Below are 16582 nucleotides of genomic sequence, written 5' to 3'. Positions count from 1 at the left end.
TCAGGTGCTCACCGGGTGCGGCAGCGGCGTGGACAGTTCGGAGTCCAGCTGCCAGCGTCCCGCCAGTCGCGGCAGTGCCGCGGTGAGTTCGGGCAACAGATCGGGCAGGGTGAGCAACACCCTGTCCGGGTTCGCCGCGAGCAGTTCGGCGGGTGACACGATCGGGATGTCGGTGGCCGGCATCCGCCTGCCCTGCTTGGCCGGCGCGGCATCGGCGATCGCCGCGATCAGCCGGGTATCGAGTCCGGCCCGGCTGAACAGCGCCACTGCGCGGGACGCGGCGCCGTAGGCCAGCACCGATCGGCCGGCGTCGGCTTCTCGCTCGAGCCAACCCCGCAGCGCCATGGCGTGGTCGTTGGCGGCCCGCTGCAGACCGGCCACTCCGTCCACGCCGTCGATGCCCAGCTCTCGTTCGGCGTCGAGGATGCGACGAACCGAGGTGTCACCGGCACCCTGCCCGTGCACCGCGGCCACCAGCACCGTGCCGCCGTACAGGTCGAATTCCCAGGCCGTGGCGACGCGCATGCCCACCGCCCCGAGCAGTCGCTGCAGGGCAGAGAGCGAATAGTAGGCGAAGTGGCCGTGGCGCAACGCATTCCACTGTCCCTGCCGAACGATGGCCGCCAGCGAGTGGAACTGGACGAACAGTACCCCGTCGGGCTTGGTGAGGCCGGCGCGCAGCGCGAAGGCCGCCCGCTGGTCGGCGTCGTGCATGATGCCGAAGCAATCGAGCACGACGTCGGCCGCACCGTCGGCGGCGCGGTGACCCCGGGCCGTCAGCAGCGGCATCCACGTGCCGCCGTGCGGGCTTCCGAATTCGTGGACCGTGCCTCCCACGAGCCACCCGTCCGCCGCGGCAAGCTCGACGGCGGCAGCGGCCTGATCGCGCAGCGCCTGCGGTTCGACGCCCCGCGGCTCCTCGGCCGTCGTGTCGTCCTCGGCGAGCTGCGCCAGACCGCACACCGAACACAGGTCCATGGCCAGATGATGCGAGGCCTCCGCCGCGTCCACCGGGCTCGCCGCAGGCGGAAAGTGGTCGGCGGGAGGAACTTTGCCCAGATCCATCACTCGGCTCAACCCGGGTTCGCCGCATCCTCGGCAGCCGATCATGGCACCATCTCCTCATGCGCATCGACACGACCGAGCTGGCGGACGTGCTGGTGATGGTCCCGGAACCCTTTCGCGACGACCGCGGTCTGTTCACCCGCACGTTCGACGCGACGATCTTCGACGAATGCCTTGGCCGTCCGGGGATGTCGGCGACGTTCCTGCAGGATTCGCAGTCCAGGACCGTACGAGGTGGCTTGCGCGGGATGCACGGCCGGGTCGGCCGCGGTGAGGCGAAGCTGGTCCGCTGCGCCAACGGCGCCGTCCACGACGTCATCGTCGACGCCAGACCCACCTCCTCGACGTTTGGTCGCAGTCAGGCATTCCTGTTGGACGACAATGTCTTTCGGCATCTCTACGTCCCTCCCGGATTCCTGCACGGTTTCCAGGCCCTGACCGCCACGGCCGACGTGTGCTACCGCATCGACCGCCCGCACGAGCCCGCCGAGGACGTCGGCGTCGCCTACGGCGACCCGGATCTCGCGATCGACTGGCCACTTCCGGTCTCGGTGGTCTCCGACCGCGATGCCCAGGCGGGCAGCTGGGCCGAGCTGCTCACGCATCTGCTCTGACCCAGCGCATCCCTTCGTCCAGCGCGCCGCGCGCCTGCAGCGTCTCGAGGTGCGAGAGGCGGGTGAACCGATGGACGAAGTCCTCCTCGGTCAACCCCGCCGCGGTGTACTCGCGGTAGAGCTCCGCCGCCCCGTCGGCCACCGTCCAGGCGGCCTCGAATCCGACTGCCCGCCGGAACGCCGAGAAGTCCACCCGGTAGGACCGCGGATCGGCGCCCGTCTCCCCGGTGATCAGCAGCGAGGACCCGGGAACCACGCCGACGACGGCCTCGGCGATCTCCGCGACCGTTACGTTGTTCATCTCGGAACCGACGTTGAAGGCCCTTCCGTGGACCGTCTCGAGCGGCGCCTCCATGGCGGTGAGGAAGGCGGCCGCGATGTCGCGGGCGTGCACCAGCGGACGCCAGGGGGTGCCGTCGGACATCACTCGCACCGTGCCGGTGAGCACGGCGTGCCCGACCAGGTTGTTGAGCACGATGTCGGCCCGCAACCGCGGGGAGAAGCCAAATGCCGTGGCATTGCGCAGGAATACCGGCGAGAACGAGTCGTCGGCCATCGCCGCGACGTCGTCTTCCACCCGAACCTTGCTCTCCGCATACGGCGTCAGGGGCCGAACCGGGGCCTCTTCGGTGACCAGCTCCGATCCCGCGGCGCCGTAGACCGAACACGTCGAGGCGTAGAGGAAGCGCCGCACCCCGGCGTCCTTGGCCGCACGCGCCAGCCGTACCGAGGCGTGGTGGTTGATGTCATGGGTGATCTGGGGGGCCAGGGCACCGAGCGGATCGTTCGACAGCGCGGCCAGGTGCACCACCGCGTCGAACCCGGCCAAATGCGCCGGCGTGACGTCGCGCAGATCCACGGCCAGCGCGAGCGGATCGACCGGTGGGTCGCCAAGTACGCACTCGGCGAAGTAGCCGGTGTCGAGGCCCACCACGTCGTGCCCGGCGCCGCGGAGGATCGGCACCATGACGGTGCCGAGGTAGCCCTGATGGCCGGTGACGAGTACTCGCATGCTAGTCGACTCCCTGTCTGACAACGGTTCTTGCGCCCGACGCGCCGTCCTGCTCGGCTGCCCATCCGCCCGCGCGCAGATCGATGGTCATCTTCTCCACCACGAACGCCTCGGCGTGCGGGCTGTGGCATTGCACGCCGCGCAGCCGGCTCAGGCCCAGGAAGGCCAGTTCGTCGAACCAGTCGCGACCGATCTGCGACGGGTAGTACTCGTGCAGCAGGCGCACCTTCTCCTCGGCGACACCGGGTGCCAGGGGATGCAGCACCGACGGCACCGGGGTGTCGCTCTCCCACTTGAGGATCTCGTATCCCAGGATCAGCTCGTCGCGGAACTCGGTGGGCAGCAGCTTGGCCAGCAACCGATGGTCCTGATGGGCGTCTCGGCGTTGCGGGCCGAACACCAACTGCGGCTTGCACGTTCGCCGCAGCGCGGCCAGGCTCTCCTTGACCGACTCCCAGTGCGCGGGGGCCCTACCATCGGGCAGGTCCCCTACCGTCAGCTCGACGTCGGCCCCTGGGCAGAACGCGGCCATCGCCGAGCGCTCCTCGGCCTCGCGGGGGGTGCCGGCACCGGAGAGCACCAGCGCCCGCACCCGCAGGCCAGGGTGTTCCCTGGCCAGCGTGAGCAGCGTCCCCCCCATGCCGATCGCGATGTCGTCACAGTGCGCCCCGACGACGACGATCTCGGTGAGCGGTCCGGTGCGGACCCCGATCATGCCGACCGTGCGACGTCTTCGTGGCGCTCCCAGAGCATCCACGGCCGATCGCCATGCTGGTAGGCGGCGTCGAGTTCGGCGCGTTCCTTGAACGTGTCGGTCGGCTTCCAGAATCCCTTGTAGCGGTAGCCGAACAGCCGACCCTCACCCGCGAGCGTGCCGCAGACATCGGCAACCAGGTCGCCACCGGGCGGAAGGTGATCGAAGATCTCCTGGCTCAGCACGAAGAAGCCGCCGTTCTCCCACATCGGCAACTCCGAGACCGGGGTGATGTCCTTGATCTCCCCCGCCTCGCTGACGTCGACGCAGTGGAACGACTGCTGCGGCGGCACCACCATCATCGACGCCGCGGCTCCGGAGGCGCGGAATTCGACGATCATGTCGTCCAGCGGGGCATCGGTCAGCACGTCGGCGTAGTTCGCCAGGAAGTACTCGTCACCGTCGAGATGGTCGCGGACCCGGCGCAGCCGCTCACCGATCGCGGACTCGACTCCGGTGTCCACGAACGTGATCGACCAGTCGCTGATGTCGGAACCCATCAACTCGACCTTGCCGTCGCGCATGACGAAGTCGTTGGACGCCGCCTCCTGGTAGGTCAGGAAGTAGTTCTTGATGTGTGACGCGCCGTAACCGAGGCAGAGGATGAACTCCTTGTGGCCGAAGTGGGCGTAGTAGCGCATGACGTGCCAGATGAGCGGCCGCGGGCCCACCATCTGCATCGGCTTGGGGAGCCCTTCGCCGGATCCGTCCCGCATGCGCATTCCGTAGCCACCGCAGAAGAGAACGACCTTCATGACATTGCCTCCTGTTCGGCGGTGACCCGACCGCCACCGTCATCGTGCGAATGTGAACCATCTGCGACGTGCAGAACCGGCAGGGGCACCATCAACTGACCGCCCCACTCCGCGACGTAGGCGAGCTGTTCGGTCAGTTCGGTCTCGAGATTCCACGGCAGCAGCACCACGACGTCCGGTTGATCCTTGGCGAGCTGCGCCGGGTCGTGGATCGGGATGCGGGTACCTGGCGTGAATCTGCCGTGCTTGTAGGGGTTTCGGTCCACCGTGTACTCGAGTAGATCGTTCCGGATGCCGCAGTAGTTCAGCAGGGTGTTGCCCTTGCCAGGGGCGCCGTAGCCGACCACCCGCTTGCCCTCGGCCCGGCACTGAAGCAGGAACCGAAGCAGGTCGTGCCGGATGGCCTCGGTGCGAGGCCGCAGCCCGAGGTAACCGTCGACGTGGTGCAGCCCGGCCTGCTCCTCGACGCGCAACGCGTCGGCCACCCGAGCGGACGGTTTCCCGGCCACGGCCTCGGGCCGGGCCCAGAGCCGAATCGAACCACCATGTGTCAGAAGGGATTCGACGTCGACGACGGCGAGTCCCGCAGTGGCCAGCGCCCGCATCGCGGACAACACCGTGTAGTACTGGAAGTGTTCGTGGTAGATCGTGTCGAACTGGCCGAGCGCGACGAGGTTCAGTGCATGATGCACCTCGATGCTCAACCATCCGTCGTCGGCCATCAGGGCGCGCAGCGACCGCGTGAAGCCGAGCAGGTCCGGGATGTGCGCATAGACGTTGTTGGCAACCACCAGGTCGGCGCTCCCGTGCTGCGCAACGACCTCGGCGGCCAGCGCCTCGTCGAGGAACGCCGAGACCGTCGGCACGCCCCGATCACGCGCGGCCGCACCGACGTTCACCGACGGTTCGATGCCAAGGCAGGGAATCTTGGCGCCCACCACGTGCTGCAGGAGATAGCCGTCGTTGCTGGCCACCTCGACGACGAACGACTCCCGGTTCAGCCCGACGCGCGCGGTGGCTTCGGCGACGAATTCGCGCGCATGCGCTACCCAGCTGTCGGAATAGGACGAGAAGTACGCGTACTCGGTGAAGGTGTCCTCCGGCGTGATCAGCGCCGGAATCTGCAGCAGCAGGCAGTCCTCGCACAACCGGAGGTGCAGCGGGTAGGTGACCTCCGGCAGGTCGAGTTCCTCGGCGGTCAGGAACGTCTCGCACGGCGGTGTGGCGCCCAGATCGAGCACGCTGACCAACCGGTCGGAGTCACACAGTCGGCACGCCATCATTCACCCGGTCCCCTCGTCGCCGACATTCCCGCCTCGCCCACCTTCGCGGGCCCGCCCACGGTTTCTGGTCCGCGGCGCAGATCCTCCAGACGGCACCAGAGTTCGTCGAGGTGCACCGCACCGTCGCTGACGGGGACGTCCACCACACCGAGGGGTCCGTTGCCCGACCGCACCAGAAGACGGGCCGCGTCGTGGCGACCCACCCCCTCCAGTGAGCACCGGGTGGAGACCCGACCGGCCGCGGCATCCTCCATGGCGAGATCGACGACGTCGGCCCAGACTTCGCCGAACCACGGCAGCCCATCACGTTGGCGAACGTCGGGCGGCGGTGCGACGGCATGGATTCGCAGCGCGCTCGGTGCGGGATCGGTCATGAGTCGGCGGCTCCAAACCCTCGAGACACCTTGCCGCGCACGTACCCGGCAGCCGTGACGACCAGGCCAACCACCACCATCGATGCCCGGGACCACCCCTCGGGACTCAGCGAGACCGACTCGCGAACCACCGCGCGCGGTAGCACGCGCAGGCTGTAATCCCGTTCGCTGTTCAGGGATCCGCGTCGATCTGCGAGCTCGGTGACGACCGCCTTCGAGACGCCTTCGTAGTAGCAGCGGCGGACGAAGTACCGCACGGTCGTGCGGTCCCTCGAGACGTAGTGCCGGACCGCGGCCCGTGGTTCCAGCAGCACCCGGCCGGCCGGCATCCGCCCGCTGAGCCGGATGAACAGCTCGGTCTCCTCACCGCCGACCGGACGCGTACCGACCCGGCCCACCTCCGACCGAAATCCACCGATCCGCGAGAGTACGTCGCGTCGAATTGACATGTTGCAGCCCAGCGGATTTCGTACCGTGGTCACTTCTGTCGGTTGGCCCACGTAGCTGCAGCCGACCACCCAGTCGAACTCGCGCGGCATCCATCCCGGCCGCTCGTCGGGCCAGACCGGGGTGGCATGACCGCCCACGGCGACGACCCGATGGTCGGCATAGTGTGCCATCAGCATCCGCGCCCAGCCTGGCTCCACCGCAGCGTCGTCGTCTACGAAGGCCACCACGTCACCGGTGGCCATCGCCACTCCGCTGTTACGGGCCCCCGAAAGCCCGCGGGCGTGGTCGTTGCGGCACACCACGACTCGTTCCAAGCCGTCGAAGCGGTCCTTGGCCAGCCGATGCAGTTCGTCGCAGTGGTCCACCACCACGATGACGTCGAGTCGTTCGTCGGAGTCGGCGAGCACGGAATCGACTGCGCGGCAGAGGTCTTCCCATCGACGAACGGTGTAGGCGCAGATGACCACCGACATGCTCTGCACGGTGGCGGGTGTATCGCCGTCCATGCCGCGGGCGCGGCAGGTGATCGCGCGGTACTCACCGCCGGGCAGGTCGTCGACGGACCCCCTGGCGCGTTCGGGGCTTGGCGGAATGGACCGAGTCATCGTCGTCGGTTCTGGCGTCGTGGTGATGGTTCGCGGAAGGTCAGCGCAGCCGGACCAGCGTGCGCAGCACGCGGACGCCATCGCGGATCGCGTTCAGGTTGGACTCACCATGGCGGCGGGGCATCTCCATGCTCGGCACCTCGGCGACGCGGAGGCCGGCCTGCATGGCCCGAACCACCATCTCGGACTCGATTTCGAAGCCTGTCGAAGACAGTTCGAGCAGGTCGAGGTATTGACGCTTGAAGGCGCAGAACCCGTAGCAGAGGTCGGTCACCTCGGAGTCGTACAGGTTGTTGAACACCGACATCAGGAACTTATTGCCGAGCCGGCGGAACGGCGTGATGTCCAACGAGCCGCCGCCGCACAAGAATCGCGATCCCTTGACGAAGTCGTAGCCGTTGCCCAGGAAGTGGATGAAGTGCAGGATCTCCTGGGGCGCCATGCTGCCGTCGGCATCCATCATGACGATCACGTCGCCAGTGGCGGCGCGGAACCCAGTGCGAAGTGCGCTGCCCTTGCCCGTCCCCTCCTGGGCCACGACCTTGACGTCCGGACGGGCGCTGAGGGCGGTGATCAGGGTGGCGTCGGTGGAATTGCCGTCGACCAGGATGATCTCGTCGACGTCATCGGTGACCTGCTCGAGCACCCACGCGATGTTGCGCGCCTCGTTTCGCACCGGAATCACCAAGCTGACGAACGACACCGCAGGAGGTTGCGGGATCCGGTGCCGGGTATCGATGGGGGTTGCCACCAACTCGCTCATCTCCACCTCAAAGTCGGCGGGGAGTGCACCCGATGTCATGCGGTGTCCGTTCGCGGACGAGATGTCGGTCATGAAGCAACTCCAGTTCTGCCTGGTGGGCACTCACGGTCCGGCGCACGCCGGGGGGAGCCTCCGCAGACCACCCGAAACCACGGGGTCATCCACGAGCGCAAGTTGGTCGAACTTCGCTGTGACCACTTCGTCACGAACGTTGCTGACTGAACTCAGGGGACGCTACCACCGGCTCTGCACCCTCGCAAGCAAAGTTTGAGACCTTCCTGGCGGCACACGCAACCTCTGGGCCTTCTAGGTCGTATTCGTTCGCCAGTTAAGCTCTAAAGCCACTTTCAACTGGTGTTATACCTTTGGTATCAATTCGCTGACATCAGCTTAGCTGGCCGTTTTCGACATGTACTTGCAGATCTAGCAATGTATTTTGGATTGTGAAATAGAGACGGGAATCACAGTTGTGGGCCTCGCTTGGGCTGGATGAGCCAGCAGCAAAGCCGTCGCCGTGGCATTCTTGGCAAAGACATTGGGGGCCGCTGACATGCGCGGGCACCACCGATCGCAGCGGGGCGCCCGCATGCGGGCACGACGAAGCCACCAGGAGGCGGAGATCAGGAGTATCGGAACGCACGGAGGCGCCCGATGAGGTCGGGTCGAGACGGCGGGCCCTACCGGGCCGCTAGGTCAGCCCTCGAGCTTGTAACCCAGCCCGCGCACCGTGACGAGGTGAATCGGGTTTGCCGGGTCGCCCTCGATCTTGCTGCGCAGGCGCTTGACGTGGACGTCGAGGGTCTTCGTGTCGCCGACGTAGTCGGCACCCCACACGCGGTCAATCAACTGGCCACGGGTGAGCACCCGGCCACTGTTGCGCATGAGGTACTCCAGCAGGTCGAACTCCTTGAGCGGCAACGTGATCGACTCACCGTTGACCGACACGATGTGGCGCTCGACGTCCATCCGGACCGGCCCGGCCTCGAGCACGCCATCGCCGACGCCCGAGTCGTCGGTGTCGGCGCCGCGGCGCAACACCGCCCGGATGCGCGCGATCAACTCGCGCGCTGAGTACGGTTTGGTGACGTAGTCGTCGGCGCCCAGTTCCAGCCCGACCACCTTGTCGATCTCGCTATCGCGCGCGGTCACCATGATCACCGGCACGCTGGAACGCGAGCGCAGCTGCTTGCAGACGTCGGTACCGCTCATGCCGGGCAGCATCAGGTCCAGCAGGACGATGTCCGCACCGGCGCGCTCGAATTCCGCGAGCGCGGACGGTCCGTCGGTGACGACCGTGGCCTCGAAGCCCTCCTTGCGCAGCAGGAACGCCAGCGGGTCTGCCAACGACTCTTCATCCTCGACGATCAACACACTGGTCATGACTATCTCGTCCCTTCCGTAAGGGCATCCTCGACGATCAACACACTGGTCATCAGAACTCTTGGTCCTCTCGGTCATCCGACTCGTCGTCGGGTTCGGGATGGGCCGGGATCGACAAGGTGAACGTCGAACCGGTACCGGGCTGACTCCACAGCCGGATGGATCCGTTGTGATTGGCCGCCACGTGCTTGACGATGGCCAATCCGAGCCCGGTACCTCCGGTGGCTCGGGACCGCGCCGTGTCGACGCGGAAGAATCTCTCGAAGACGCGCTCCTGGTCGGCGCGCGCGATGCCGATCCCGCGATCAGTGACCGCGATCTCGATGTTGTCGCCGCGCCTACGCCGGCTGATCGACACCGGAGAACCCTTGGGCGAGTAGGCGATTGCATTCGAAACCAGGTTTGCGATGGCGGTCACCAACAGGGGTTGATCCCCCAGTACGTGGAACCCGGTAGGTGCGTCGGTGGTGATCTCGATGTCGGCGTTGTCGGCGGCGACCTTGTACCGCGACAGCGCCTCACCGACCACGGAGTCGACGTCGACGGACTCGAGGTCCGGAAGCGGTTCGGCCCCTTGGAGGCGGGACAGTTCGATGAGCTCGCCGACCATGTTGGCCAGCCGGTTGGACTCGGTCACCATCATCTCGGCGAACCGGATCACGGTCTCGGGATCATCGGCCGAGGCGAGCAATGCCTCGGCCAGTACGCCCATGGCACCTACCGGCGTCTTGAGTTCGTGACTGACGTTGGCCACGAAGTCCCGGCGGGTGGCCTCCATCCTGGCGTGCTCGGACTGGTCGTCGACGTAGACCACGGCGAACCGGCGATCGTCCTCACTCAGCAGGCGCACGTGACCGCCGACGGAAATGCCCGAGCGACCCGGGTTTTGACGCCGCACCGGCGCCAGGTCGAAGTCCACGTCCAGGCCCGTGGCGAGCGTGCGCTGGGCTGCCGCCCAAGCCCGGTCGTCGAGCAACCGGTCACGCACCAGACCGAGCTCGCGTGCCTTGTCGTTCATGTAGACGACGTCGCGGTAGGTGTCGACGACCACGGTGCCCACGGGCGACAACCCCACGATGTTCGTCAGCATCTGTGAGACGGTGATGCCGTCCTGGTCGACCGACCTGCGCTGACGGCGCGCGGCGATCCGGGGGGCCAGCGACAGTCCGATCCACACGCCGAGCGCAACGGCGAGAAGGGAAACGAGTGCCACCAACAGCAGCGCCGCTACCACACTCACGCGAAAATCGTACGCAGTGAGTGAACGTCATCCCAGCAGCGTGCGGCCAAAACCGGACATGTCACAGAGGCAAACACAGGAGTTCGGGCTCCGTTCACCGCAGTTCACCTGCCGTTCGCCTGGAGGGTGTCCGGCCGGCTACTTCGCCCCTTGCGCGGCGACCGCGGCCGCACCGGCAGCGGCGGCGTCCGGGTCCAGGTACCGGCCGCCGGGGACCGTCGGCTGCAACGCCTCGTCGAGTTCGTAGACCAGCGGGATGCCAGTCGGAATGTTGAGGCCGACGACGTCCTCGTCGGACATGCCGTCGAGGTACTTCACCAACGCCCGCAAGGAGTTGCCGTGCGCGGCGACGAGCACCGTCTTGCCCGCCTGCAGGTCCGGCACGATGGTGCCGGTGAAGTAGGGGACGAAGCGCGCGACGACGTCGGCCAGACACTCGGTCAGGGGACCACCGTCGATGTCGGCATAGCGGGGATCGGCGTCCTGGCTGAACTCGCTGCCCTTCTCGATGGGCGGCGGCGGGGTGTCGTAGCTGCGGCGCCAGGCCATGAACTGCTCCTCGCCGTACTTGGCCTTCGTCTCGGCCTTGTCTAGCCCCTGCAGCGCGCCGTAGTGGCGTTCGTTGAGCCGCCAGTCCCTGGTGACGGGAATCCAGTGTCGGTCGGCGGCGTCCAGCGCCAGGTTCGCGGTGTTGATCGCCCGGCGCAGCAATGACGTGTACAGCACGTCGGGCAGCACGCCCTCGGACTTCATCAGCTCACCGCCGCGGACCGCCTCAGCGCGCCCCTTGTCGGTGAGGTTGACGTCAACCCAACCGGTGAAGAGGTTCAGCGCGTTCCATTCGCTCTCGCCGTGACGGAGCAGCACCAGAGTCGCCATGGTGACGATCTTGCCACGCGCGCCTAGATGTCGTCCTCGTCGTCCCGGTCGTCGATCAGGTGCTCGAACGCGCGCAGGTTCTTCAGCGACTCGCCGCGCGACACCCGCCAGTCCCACTCCTTCTGGATCGAGGAGTGAAAGCCCAACTCCAACAACATGTTGAAGTCCGACTCGACGGCCTGCAGGATCTGGCCGAGGATGCCGTCGATGACGTGCGGCGTCACCGATTCCAGCGCAATGCGGCCGACCAGGTAGATGTCCCCGAGGTTGTCGAGGGTGTAGGCGACGCCGAACAGCCGGCGATTGCGGCGCAGCAGGTAGCGGTAGACCTTCTCGAAGTCCTCGTCGGGCTTGCGGCAGATGAACGCCTCGATGCGCACCGAGTGGTCGCCGACGGTCAGGATCGTGTTGGTGATGAGCCTGCGCTCACCGGGCACCTGCACGACGATGCCCGACGGGGCGCCGTCCACCCCGTGGTGGAAGTCGTACTCGAGATCGGATTCCCTGAGCGTGTTCTCGATGATCTCCAGCGCGCTCATGCCCGCACGCCCCGCCGGATCGAGAAGCGGCGGCCGTTGCGTCGCGCCGGCCCCTCGGCGCGCTGATGGGCGCCGCGGTAGTCGGTGATCGCCCGGCCATAGCTGGCGAGCAACGCGTCGACGGTGTGCGACCAGGAGAACGTCGAGGCGTGTTCGATGGCGGCCGCCCGCATGGTCTCGGGCCCCCGAGCCAGCAGCCCACCCATCGCCGAGGCCCAGTCGTCCGGGTCGTGGCTCCCCACCAGCACACCACTGACGCCGTCGCGCACCGCGACGGGAAGCCCGCCGACCGCGGCCGCGACGACCGGGGTGCCGCAGGCCTGCGCTTCGACGGCGACCAGCCCGAACGACTCGGCATGGCTGGGAATCGCCACGATGTCGGCGGCGCGGTACACGTCGACGAGTTGCTCGCGGCTCTGGGGCGGTAGGAACGTCACACGGTCGCTGATACCCAGGTCGTCGGCCAGCCGAACCAACCCGTCCGGATTGGCAAGGCCCGAACCCGATGGTCCGCCGGCGATCAGCACGCGCACCCCCGGCAGTTTGGCCGCCGCGCGCAGCAACACGTCGGGCGCCTTGAGTGGCTGGATGCGGCCGACGAACGCGATCACCCGTTCGTCTGCGGCCACCCCGAGTGCCTGGCGGGCCCGGCCCTGGTCTCCTGGACCGAACACCGTCAGGTCCACGCCGGGATGCACGACGTCGATGCGGTCCGGGTCTGCGTGGTGCAGGGAAACCAACTGCTGGGCTTCGTATTCGGTGTTGACGATCAAGCGGTCCGCCTCGTCGACGACCTGCTGCTCACCGACGGCGCGCATCGGCGGCTCCGGGGTGTCACCAACGGCCAGGGAGGCGTTCTTCACCGCCGCGAGCGTGTGGGCGGTGTGCACCAGGGGAACCGCCCACCGGTCCCGGGTCAGCCAGCCGACCTGCCCCGACAGCCAGTAGTGCGAATGGACGACGTCGTAGTAGCCGGGTTCGTGGGTGGCCTCGGCGCGCAAGACGCCGGCGGTGAAGGCACACAACTGCGTCGGCAGGTCGTGCTTGTCGAGCCCCTCGAATGGCCCCGCCACCACGTTGCGGACCAGCACGCCTGGCGCGACCCGCACCACCGGAGCGTCGGCCGAGGTGGTCGCCCTGGTGAAGATCTCCACCTCGACACCGCGCCTGGCGAGCTCGAGCGCGGTCTGCAGGACGTAGACGTTCATCCCGCCCGCGTCGCCGGTCCCCGGCTGAGCCAGGGGGGAGGTATGGACCGACAAGACGGCTATGCGCACGTCCCCATACTGACACCGGGTCGTTCGGGCCCGACTGCTGCCCTGGTCGGACGGCGTCAGGCGGTCTTGTCCTGGACCGCGCGCCGCATCGCGGCGATCGGGTCGGCATAGAGGCCGCCCAGTGAGACCATCCCGGCGCCGGCCTCCTGCACGCGATTGCCGAACGAGGTCAGCCGGATGTCCCGCGGCGCAAGCACCGAGCGTTCCCGATAGGCCTGCTGGACCCTAGCCATGCCCTCGGGGTATTCCGTGAAGGCCTGGCCGCCGACGACGAGGTCGTCGGGGTTGAGCATGTCGCGCAGCAGTGCGATGGCCTCCCCCAGCACGCGCGCCCGCTCATCGAGGAGGTCGATGGCGGCCTGGTTGCCCTGCCGCGCCGCGCGCAGTACCGCCGCAATGGTCGACGACGGGCCCTCGGCGGGCACGATCCGCTGCCGGCGGGCGGCGGTCAGCACCGCCTCGTCACTGACGGTGGATTCCAATTGTCCCGTGCCCCCCAGCAATTCGGACGTCACGGGCAGCGCCGCGATGGTGCCGGGGCCGCTGGTGGGCGAATGCACCCGGCCGCCGATCGACAACGCGTAGCCGACGGTCTCGCGGGCGTAGACGTACAGGCTCGTCGACACCGGCGCCGCACCGGCGGTGCCGAGCCGGCGGGCCCCGAGCAGCAATTCCGCGCCGGCCATCGCATCGACGTGCGAGGCCATCGAGACCGGTAGGGCGAGGGTCTCGGCCAGCACGGGGCCGACGGGCGCATCGGTCCAGCCCAGCCGCGCGTGGTCGAGGTGTCCGGTGGCGCTGTCGACGACGCCGCCGGCGGCCACGCCCACCCACAGCGGAGTGCGGCGGTGCCACCGGCTCAGGTAGCGGCTGGCACTGCCGGCAAGGGCTGCCAACGCCGAGTTCTGCCCACCCCGCGGGGTCGGCATCTCGACCACGTCCAGCGTGCGGCCGAAGAGGTCGGTGGCCACGATGCTGGTGGTCTTGGCGCCGATGTGGATGCCGAGGGTGAGGAACGGCTCGTGGTTGACCTCGACCGGCACCCGCGGCCTGCCGATGGCGCCGGAAACGGCCAGGTCGGCGCGCTCACGCAGCACACCGGCCTCCAACAGGGCCGTTACCTGGCGGTTCACGGTGGCGATGCTCAGGCCGGTGGTGCGGGCAATGACGTCGCGGGCAATCGGTCCGCGCTGCCGGGCCGCGCCGAACACCGATGCCGCGGCGGCCTCGGCCACCCGCAGCGACGGGGCCACGATGCGGTGGCGGGCAAGCAGCGCGCGCTTGGCGTGTGCGGTGGAGATCGAGGAGGGGGTCTGACGGATGATGGCGGGGGCGCTCACGGGGGTGTCCTTCGTTGAAGTCGGCTGGTGGGTGTTGACCACGCCTGGCGACTCAGCGGGACGAAGGTGTCCGGGGTTCAGTCAGGCGAGGCAGCGGCGACAACGACAACAACACGCACGAAGTGCGGTGATGCGCGAAAGCTGACCTGCGGACACGTTGAGAACTTAGCACGCCAACTAATGTTGGCGGAATGACCGCACACGAATCCTTCCGACCGGTAGCCGTGGTCACCGGAGCCAGCTCCGGCATCGGCGAGGCAACTGCGAAAACCCTTGCTGGACTTGGCTTTCACGTCGTATGCGTGGCTCGTCGCCAGGACCGCATCGAGGCCCTGGCAGCCGAGATCGACGGCACCGCGGTTGTGGCCGACGTCACAGACTCCGAGGCCGTGGAGGCTCTGGCGGCGAGCCTGGACCGCGTCGACGTCCTGGTGAACAACGCGGGCGGCGCCAAGGGTGTGCAGTCGGTTGCCGACGCCGACCTCGATGACTGGCGCTGGATGTGGGAGACCAACGTGCTGGGCACGTTGCGGCTGACCAGGGCACTGCTGCCCAAGCTGATCGCCTCGGGCGACGGCCTGATCGTGACCGTCACCTCGATCGCGGCCTTCGAGATCTACGACGGCGGAGCCGGATACACCTCCGCCAAGCACGCGCAGGCCGCGCTGCACCAGACTCTGCGCGGCGAGTTGCTGGGAAAACCGGTGCGCCTCACCGAGATTGCGCCGGGCATGGTCGAAACCGAGTTCTCCGTCGTGCGCTTCGGCGGCGATCGGGACCGAGCCGACGCGGTCTATCGCGGCATGACGCCGCTGGTCGCCGCCGACGTCGCCGAGGTCATCGGATTCGTGGCGTCGCGGCCGTCGCACGTCAACCTCGACCACATCGTGATCAGGCCGCGCGATCAGGCCTCGGCGACCCGCAAGTTCACCCGCCCGGATTCGGAGTAGGGCTGGAGCTGGGGCTGACGGTCACCTGACTGGGCGGCGTCGTGGTCGGGGTACCCGACAGCGTCGGCGCGTCGGTCGGGGTGGCCGGCGCACTGCTCGGGACGTTCTGCGGCGGGGTGTCCTGATTCAGGGCCGACATCGCCTTCCAGTCGTCCCAGCTGACCGCCCAGTCCCAGATGTCACCGTCGGCGTAGGACAGCTGGATCGACGTGCCGGTGACCTCGACGGGGTCGCCGTAGATCGCGGTGTTGAAGTACTGCTGGGCATCCGAGGTCGACAGGTTGATGCAGCCGTTGGTGACGTTGGAGTTGCCCTGCGCGCCCGCGCTCGACGGGTTGGCGTGGATGAACTCGCCGTTGTTCGAGATGCGCACCGCGAACCGCTCGTGGGCATTGGTGTAGCCGGCCGCCGGGTTGGACATGTAGAAGTCCTCGTACTTCTCGGTGACGACGTGGATGCCGCTGCGGGTCACGTTGCGCGGCAGGTCGGCCTCGCCGTAACTGCACGGCAGGGTCATGATGACGCCGGCGTCGGTGATGACCTCGATCTGGTGCGACGACGCCTCGGCCTTGACCACCTGACGGCGGCCGATCTCGATGTCGAGGGTCGAGTCGGCGGCGCCGAAGGCACCCTCGCCAAAGGGAACGCCGTAGAGCCGGGCGTCGACGTGGACCTTGGTGCCCGCCGGGTAGTAGTCCTTGGTGCGCCAGTGCAGGCGGGATCCACCCACCTCGTCGGGCAACCAGGCCCAGCTGCCCTCCACGGGCGGGGTGGTGGTCACGACGAGGGCGCGTTCCACGGCGGGTTTCGCGTCGTCGCCGATGGACGCGTCGAACTGCATGATGATGGGCGCAGCGACGCCGACCACCTGTCCGTCGGCGAGCTGGAACTGGCCGTTGACCTGAGTTTGCGGGTTGACCGTCGTGAACGATCCGGTCAGCGGGACGGCCTTGCCGTCCTTGCCCACCGCCGAGCCGCTCCAGGTGTACTTCACGCCGTAGCCGAGCGGCTCGGAGGTGCTGAAGGACGTGCGGTCGCCGCTGATGGCGCCGGCGACGGCCTTGCCCTCGGGGTTGGTCAACGCGACGCGCTGCAACCAGCCGTTCTTCACCTCGACGCCGACGCGGTCGTTGGGGGCGACGTTGGAGGCACCGGTGGCGGGCTTGAAGGCGACCTCGGCCTTGGCGGGGGCCTCGGTGGCGTTGGGCTGGCTGGTCGAGGACCTACCGCTGCACGCAGCGAGCACGCCGGAGGCGCCCACGGCGATTGCGGTCAGCGCCTGGCGCCGATTGAGGGTCACGT

17 protein-coding genes are annotated in these 16582 nt (G+C 67.9%); 2 read left to right on the top strand and 15 right to left on the bottom strand.

The genetic code is table 11. From position 1 onward, the window contains the following. Positions 1 to 1110, bottom strand: a complete 1110-nt coding sequence (locus SBI80_RS23055; protein WP_318977164.1) for a transferase — start codon at positions 1108 to 1110, stop codon at positions 1 to 3. A 14-nt stretch (positions 1111 to 1124) separates the two neighbouring features. On the opposite strand from SBI80_RS23055, the gene SBI80_RS23050 reads away from it, so the two are divergent. Next, positions 1125 to 1679 (top strand): dTDP-4-dehydrorhamnose 3,5-epimerase family protein, encoded by a 555-nt coding sequence (locus tag SBI80_RS23050; protein ID WP_318977163.1) that lies wholly within the window; start codon positions 1125 to 1127, stop codon positions 1677 to 1679. On the opposite strand, the gene SBI80_RS23045 is transcribed toward SBI80_RS23050, so the two are convergent. The 13 genes from SBI80_RS23045 to SBI80_RS22985 form a co-directional block, all read right to left on the bottom strand. After that, on the bottom strand, positions 1663 to 2691 hold the full coding sequence (locus SBI80_RS23045; protein WP_318977162.1) for an NAD-dependent epimerase/dehydratase family protein: 1029 nt from the start codon (positions 2689 to 2691) through the stop codon (positions 1663 to 1665). The two genes, SBI80_RS23050 and SBI80_RS23045, sit on opposite strands and share 17 nt — an antisense overlap. A gap of 1 nt (position 2692) precedes the next feature. Then, the gene (locus SBI80_RS23040; RefSeq protein WP_318977161.1) at positions 2693 to 3406 is read right to left on the bottom strand and encodes a PIG-L deacetylase family protein; all 714 of its coding nucleotides are present in this window, start codon (positions 3404 to 3406) and stop codon (positions 2693 to 2695) included. After that, positions 3403 to 4200, bottom strand: coding sequence for a glycosyltransferase family protein (locus SBI80_RS23035; RefSeq protein ID WP_318977160.1), 798 nt, complete (start codon positions 4198 to 4200; stop codon positions 3403 to 3405). Before SBI80_RS23035 ends, SBI80_RS23040 begins: the two co-directional genes overlap by 4 nt. Continuing rightward, complete coding sequence (locus SBI80_RS23030; RefSeq protein ID WP_318977239.1) at positions 4197 to 5480, bottom strand: methyltransferase domain-containing protein; 1284 nt, start codon at positions 5478 to 5480, stop codon at positions 4197 to 4199. The genes SBI80_RS23035 and SBI80_RS23030 overlap by 4 nt, the downstream gene beginning before the upstream one ends. Then, positions 5480 to 5857 (bottom strand): hypothetical protein, encoded by a 378-nt coding sequence (locus SBI80_RS23025; RefSeq protein WP_318977159.1) that lies wholly within the window; start codon positions 5855 to 5857, stop codon positions 5480 to 5482. The genes SBI80_RS23030 and SBI80_RS23025 overlap by 1 nt, the downstream gene beginning before the upstream one ends. Further along, on the bottom strand, positions 5854 to 6912 hold the full coding sequence (locus SBI80_RS23020; RefSeq protein ID WP_318977158.1) for a glycosyltransferase family 2 protein: 1059 nt from the start codon (positions 6910 to 6912) through the stop codon (positions 5854 to 5856). The genes SBI80_RS23025 and SBI80_RS23020 overlap by 4 nt, the downstream gene beginning before the upstream one ends. 40 nt (positions 6913 to 6952) lie before the next feature. After that, entirely contained in the window at positions 6953 to 7714 is a 762-nt protein-coding gene (locus SBI80_RS23015) for a glycosyltransferase family 2 protein (protein WP_318977157.1), read from the bottom strand. A 654-nt stretch (positions 7715 to 8368) separates the two neighbouring features. Next, positions 8369 to 9055, bottom strand: a complete 687-nt coding sequence (regX, locus tag SBI80_RS23010) for a two-component sensory transduction protein RegX (RefSeq protein WP_318977156.1) — start codon at positions 9053 to 9055, stop codon at positions 8369 to 8371. 52 nt (positions 9056 to 9107) lie between these two features. Further along, positions 9108 to 10295, bottom strand: a complete 1188-nt coding sequence (locus SBI80_RS23005; protein ID WP_318977155.1) for a sensor histidine kinase — start codon at positions 10293 to 10295, stop codon at positions 9108 to 9110. A gap of 138 nt (positions 10296 to 10433) precedes the next feature. Beyond that, positions 10434 to 11174 carry a phosphoglyceromutase gene (locus SBI80_RS23000; protein WP_318977154.1) on the bottom strand — a complete coding sequence of 247 codons (741 nt, stop codon included), beginning with the start codon at positions 11172 to 11174 and terminating at the stop codon, positions 10434 to 10436. A 23-nt stretch (positions 11175 to 11197) separates the two neighbouring features. Further along, positions 11198 to 11713 (bottom strand): type III secretion system chaperone family protein, encoded by a 516-nt coding sequence (locus SBI80_RS22995; protein WP_318977153.1) that lies wholly within the window; start codon positions 11711 to 11713, stop codon positions 11198 to 11200. Beyond that, on the bottom strand, positions 11710 to 12990 hold the full coding sequence (gene mshA, locus SBI80_RS22990) for a D-inositol-3-phosphate glycosyltransferase (RefSeq protein WP_318977152.1): 1281 nt from the start codon (positions 12988 to 12990) through the stop codon (positions 11710 to 11712). Before mshA ends, SBI80_RS22995 begins: the two co-directional genes overlap by 4 nt. A gap of 56 nt (positions 12991 to 13046) precedes the next feature. Beyond that, positions 13047 to 14291 carry an ROK family protein gene (locus SBI80_RS22985; protein ID WP_318977238.1) on the bottom strand — a complete coding sequence of 415 codons (1245 nt, stop codon included), beginning with the start codon at positions 14289 to 14291 and terminating at the stop codon, positions 13047 to 13049. Positions 14292 to 14521: 230 nt separating this feature from the next. Here SBI80_RS22985 and SBI80_RS22980 point away from each other — a divergent pair, with 230 nt between their 5' ends. After that, positions 14522 to 15280 (top strand): SDR family NAD(P)-dependent oxidoreductase, encoded by a 759-nt coding sequence (locus SBI80_RS22980; RefSeq protein WP_318977151.1) that lies wholly within the window; start codon positions 14522 to 14524, stop codon positions 15278 to 15280. Here the strand turns inward: SBI80_RS22980 and SBI80_RS22975 are convergent. Then, positions 15258 to 16580 carry a L,D-transpeptidase gene (locus SBI80_RS22975; protein WP_318977150.1) on the bottom strand — a complete coding sequence of 441 codons (1323 nt, stop codon included), beginning with the start codon at positions 16578 to 16580 and terminating at the stop codon, positions 15258 to 15260. The two genes, SBI80_RS22980 and SBI80_RS22975, sit on opposite strands and share 23 nt — an antisense overlap. Positions 16581 to 16582: the final 2 nt, after the last annotated feature.

It is taken from the genome of Mycolicibacterium sichuanense, from assembly GCF_033741125.1.
In the GTDB taxonomy this organism is placed as follows: Bacteria; Actinomycetota; Actinomycetes; order Mycobacteriales; family Mycobacteriaceae; genus Mycobacterium.
Note: the sequence above shows the minus strand (reverse complement) of the source record. Positions and strands in the feature narration are given on the sequence as shown.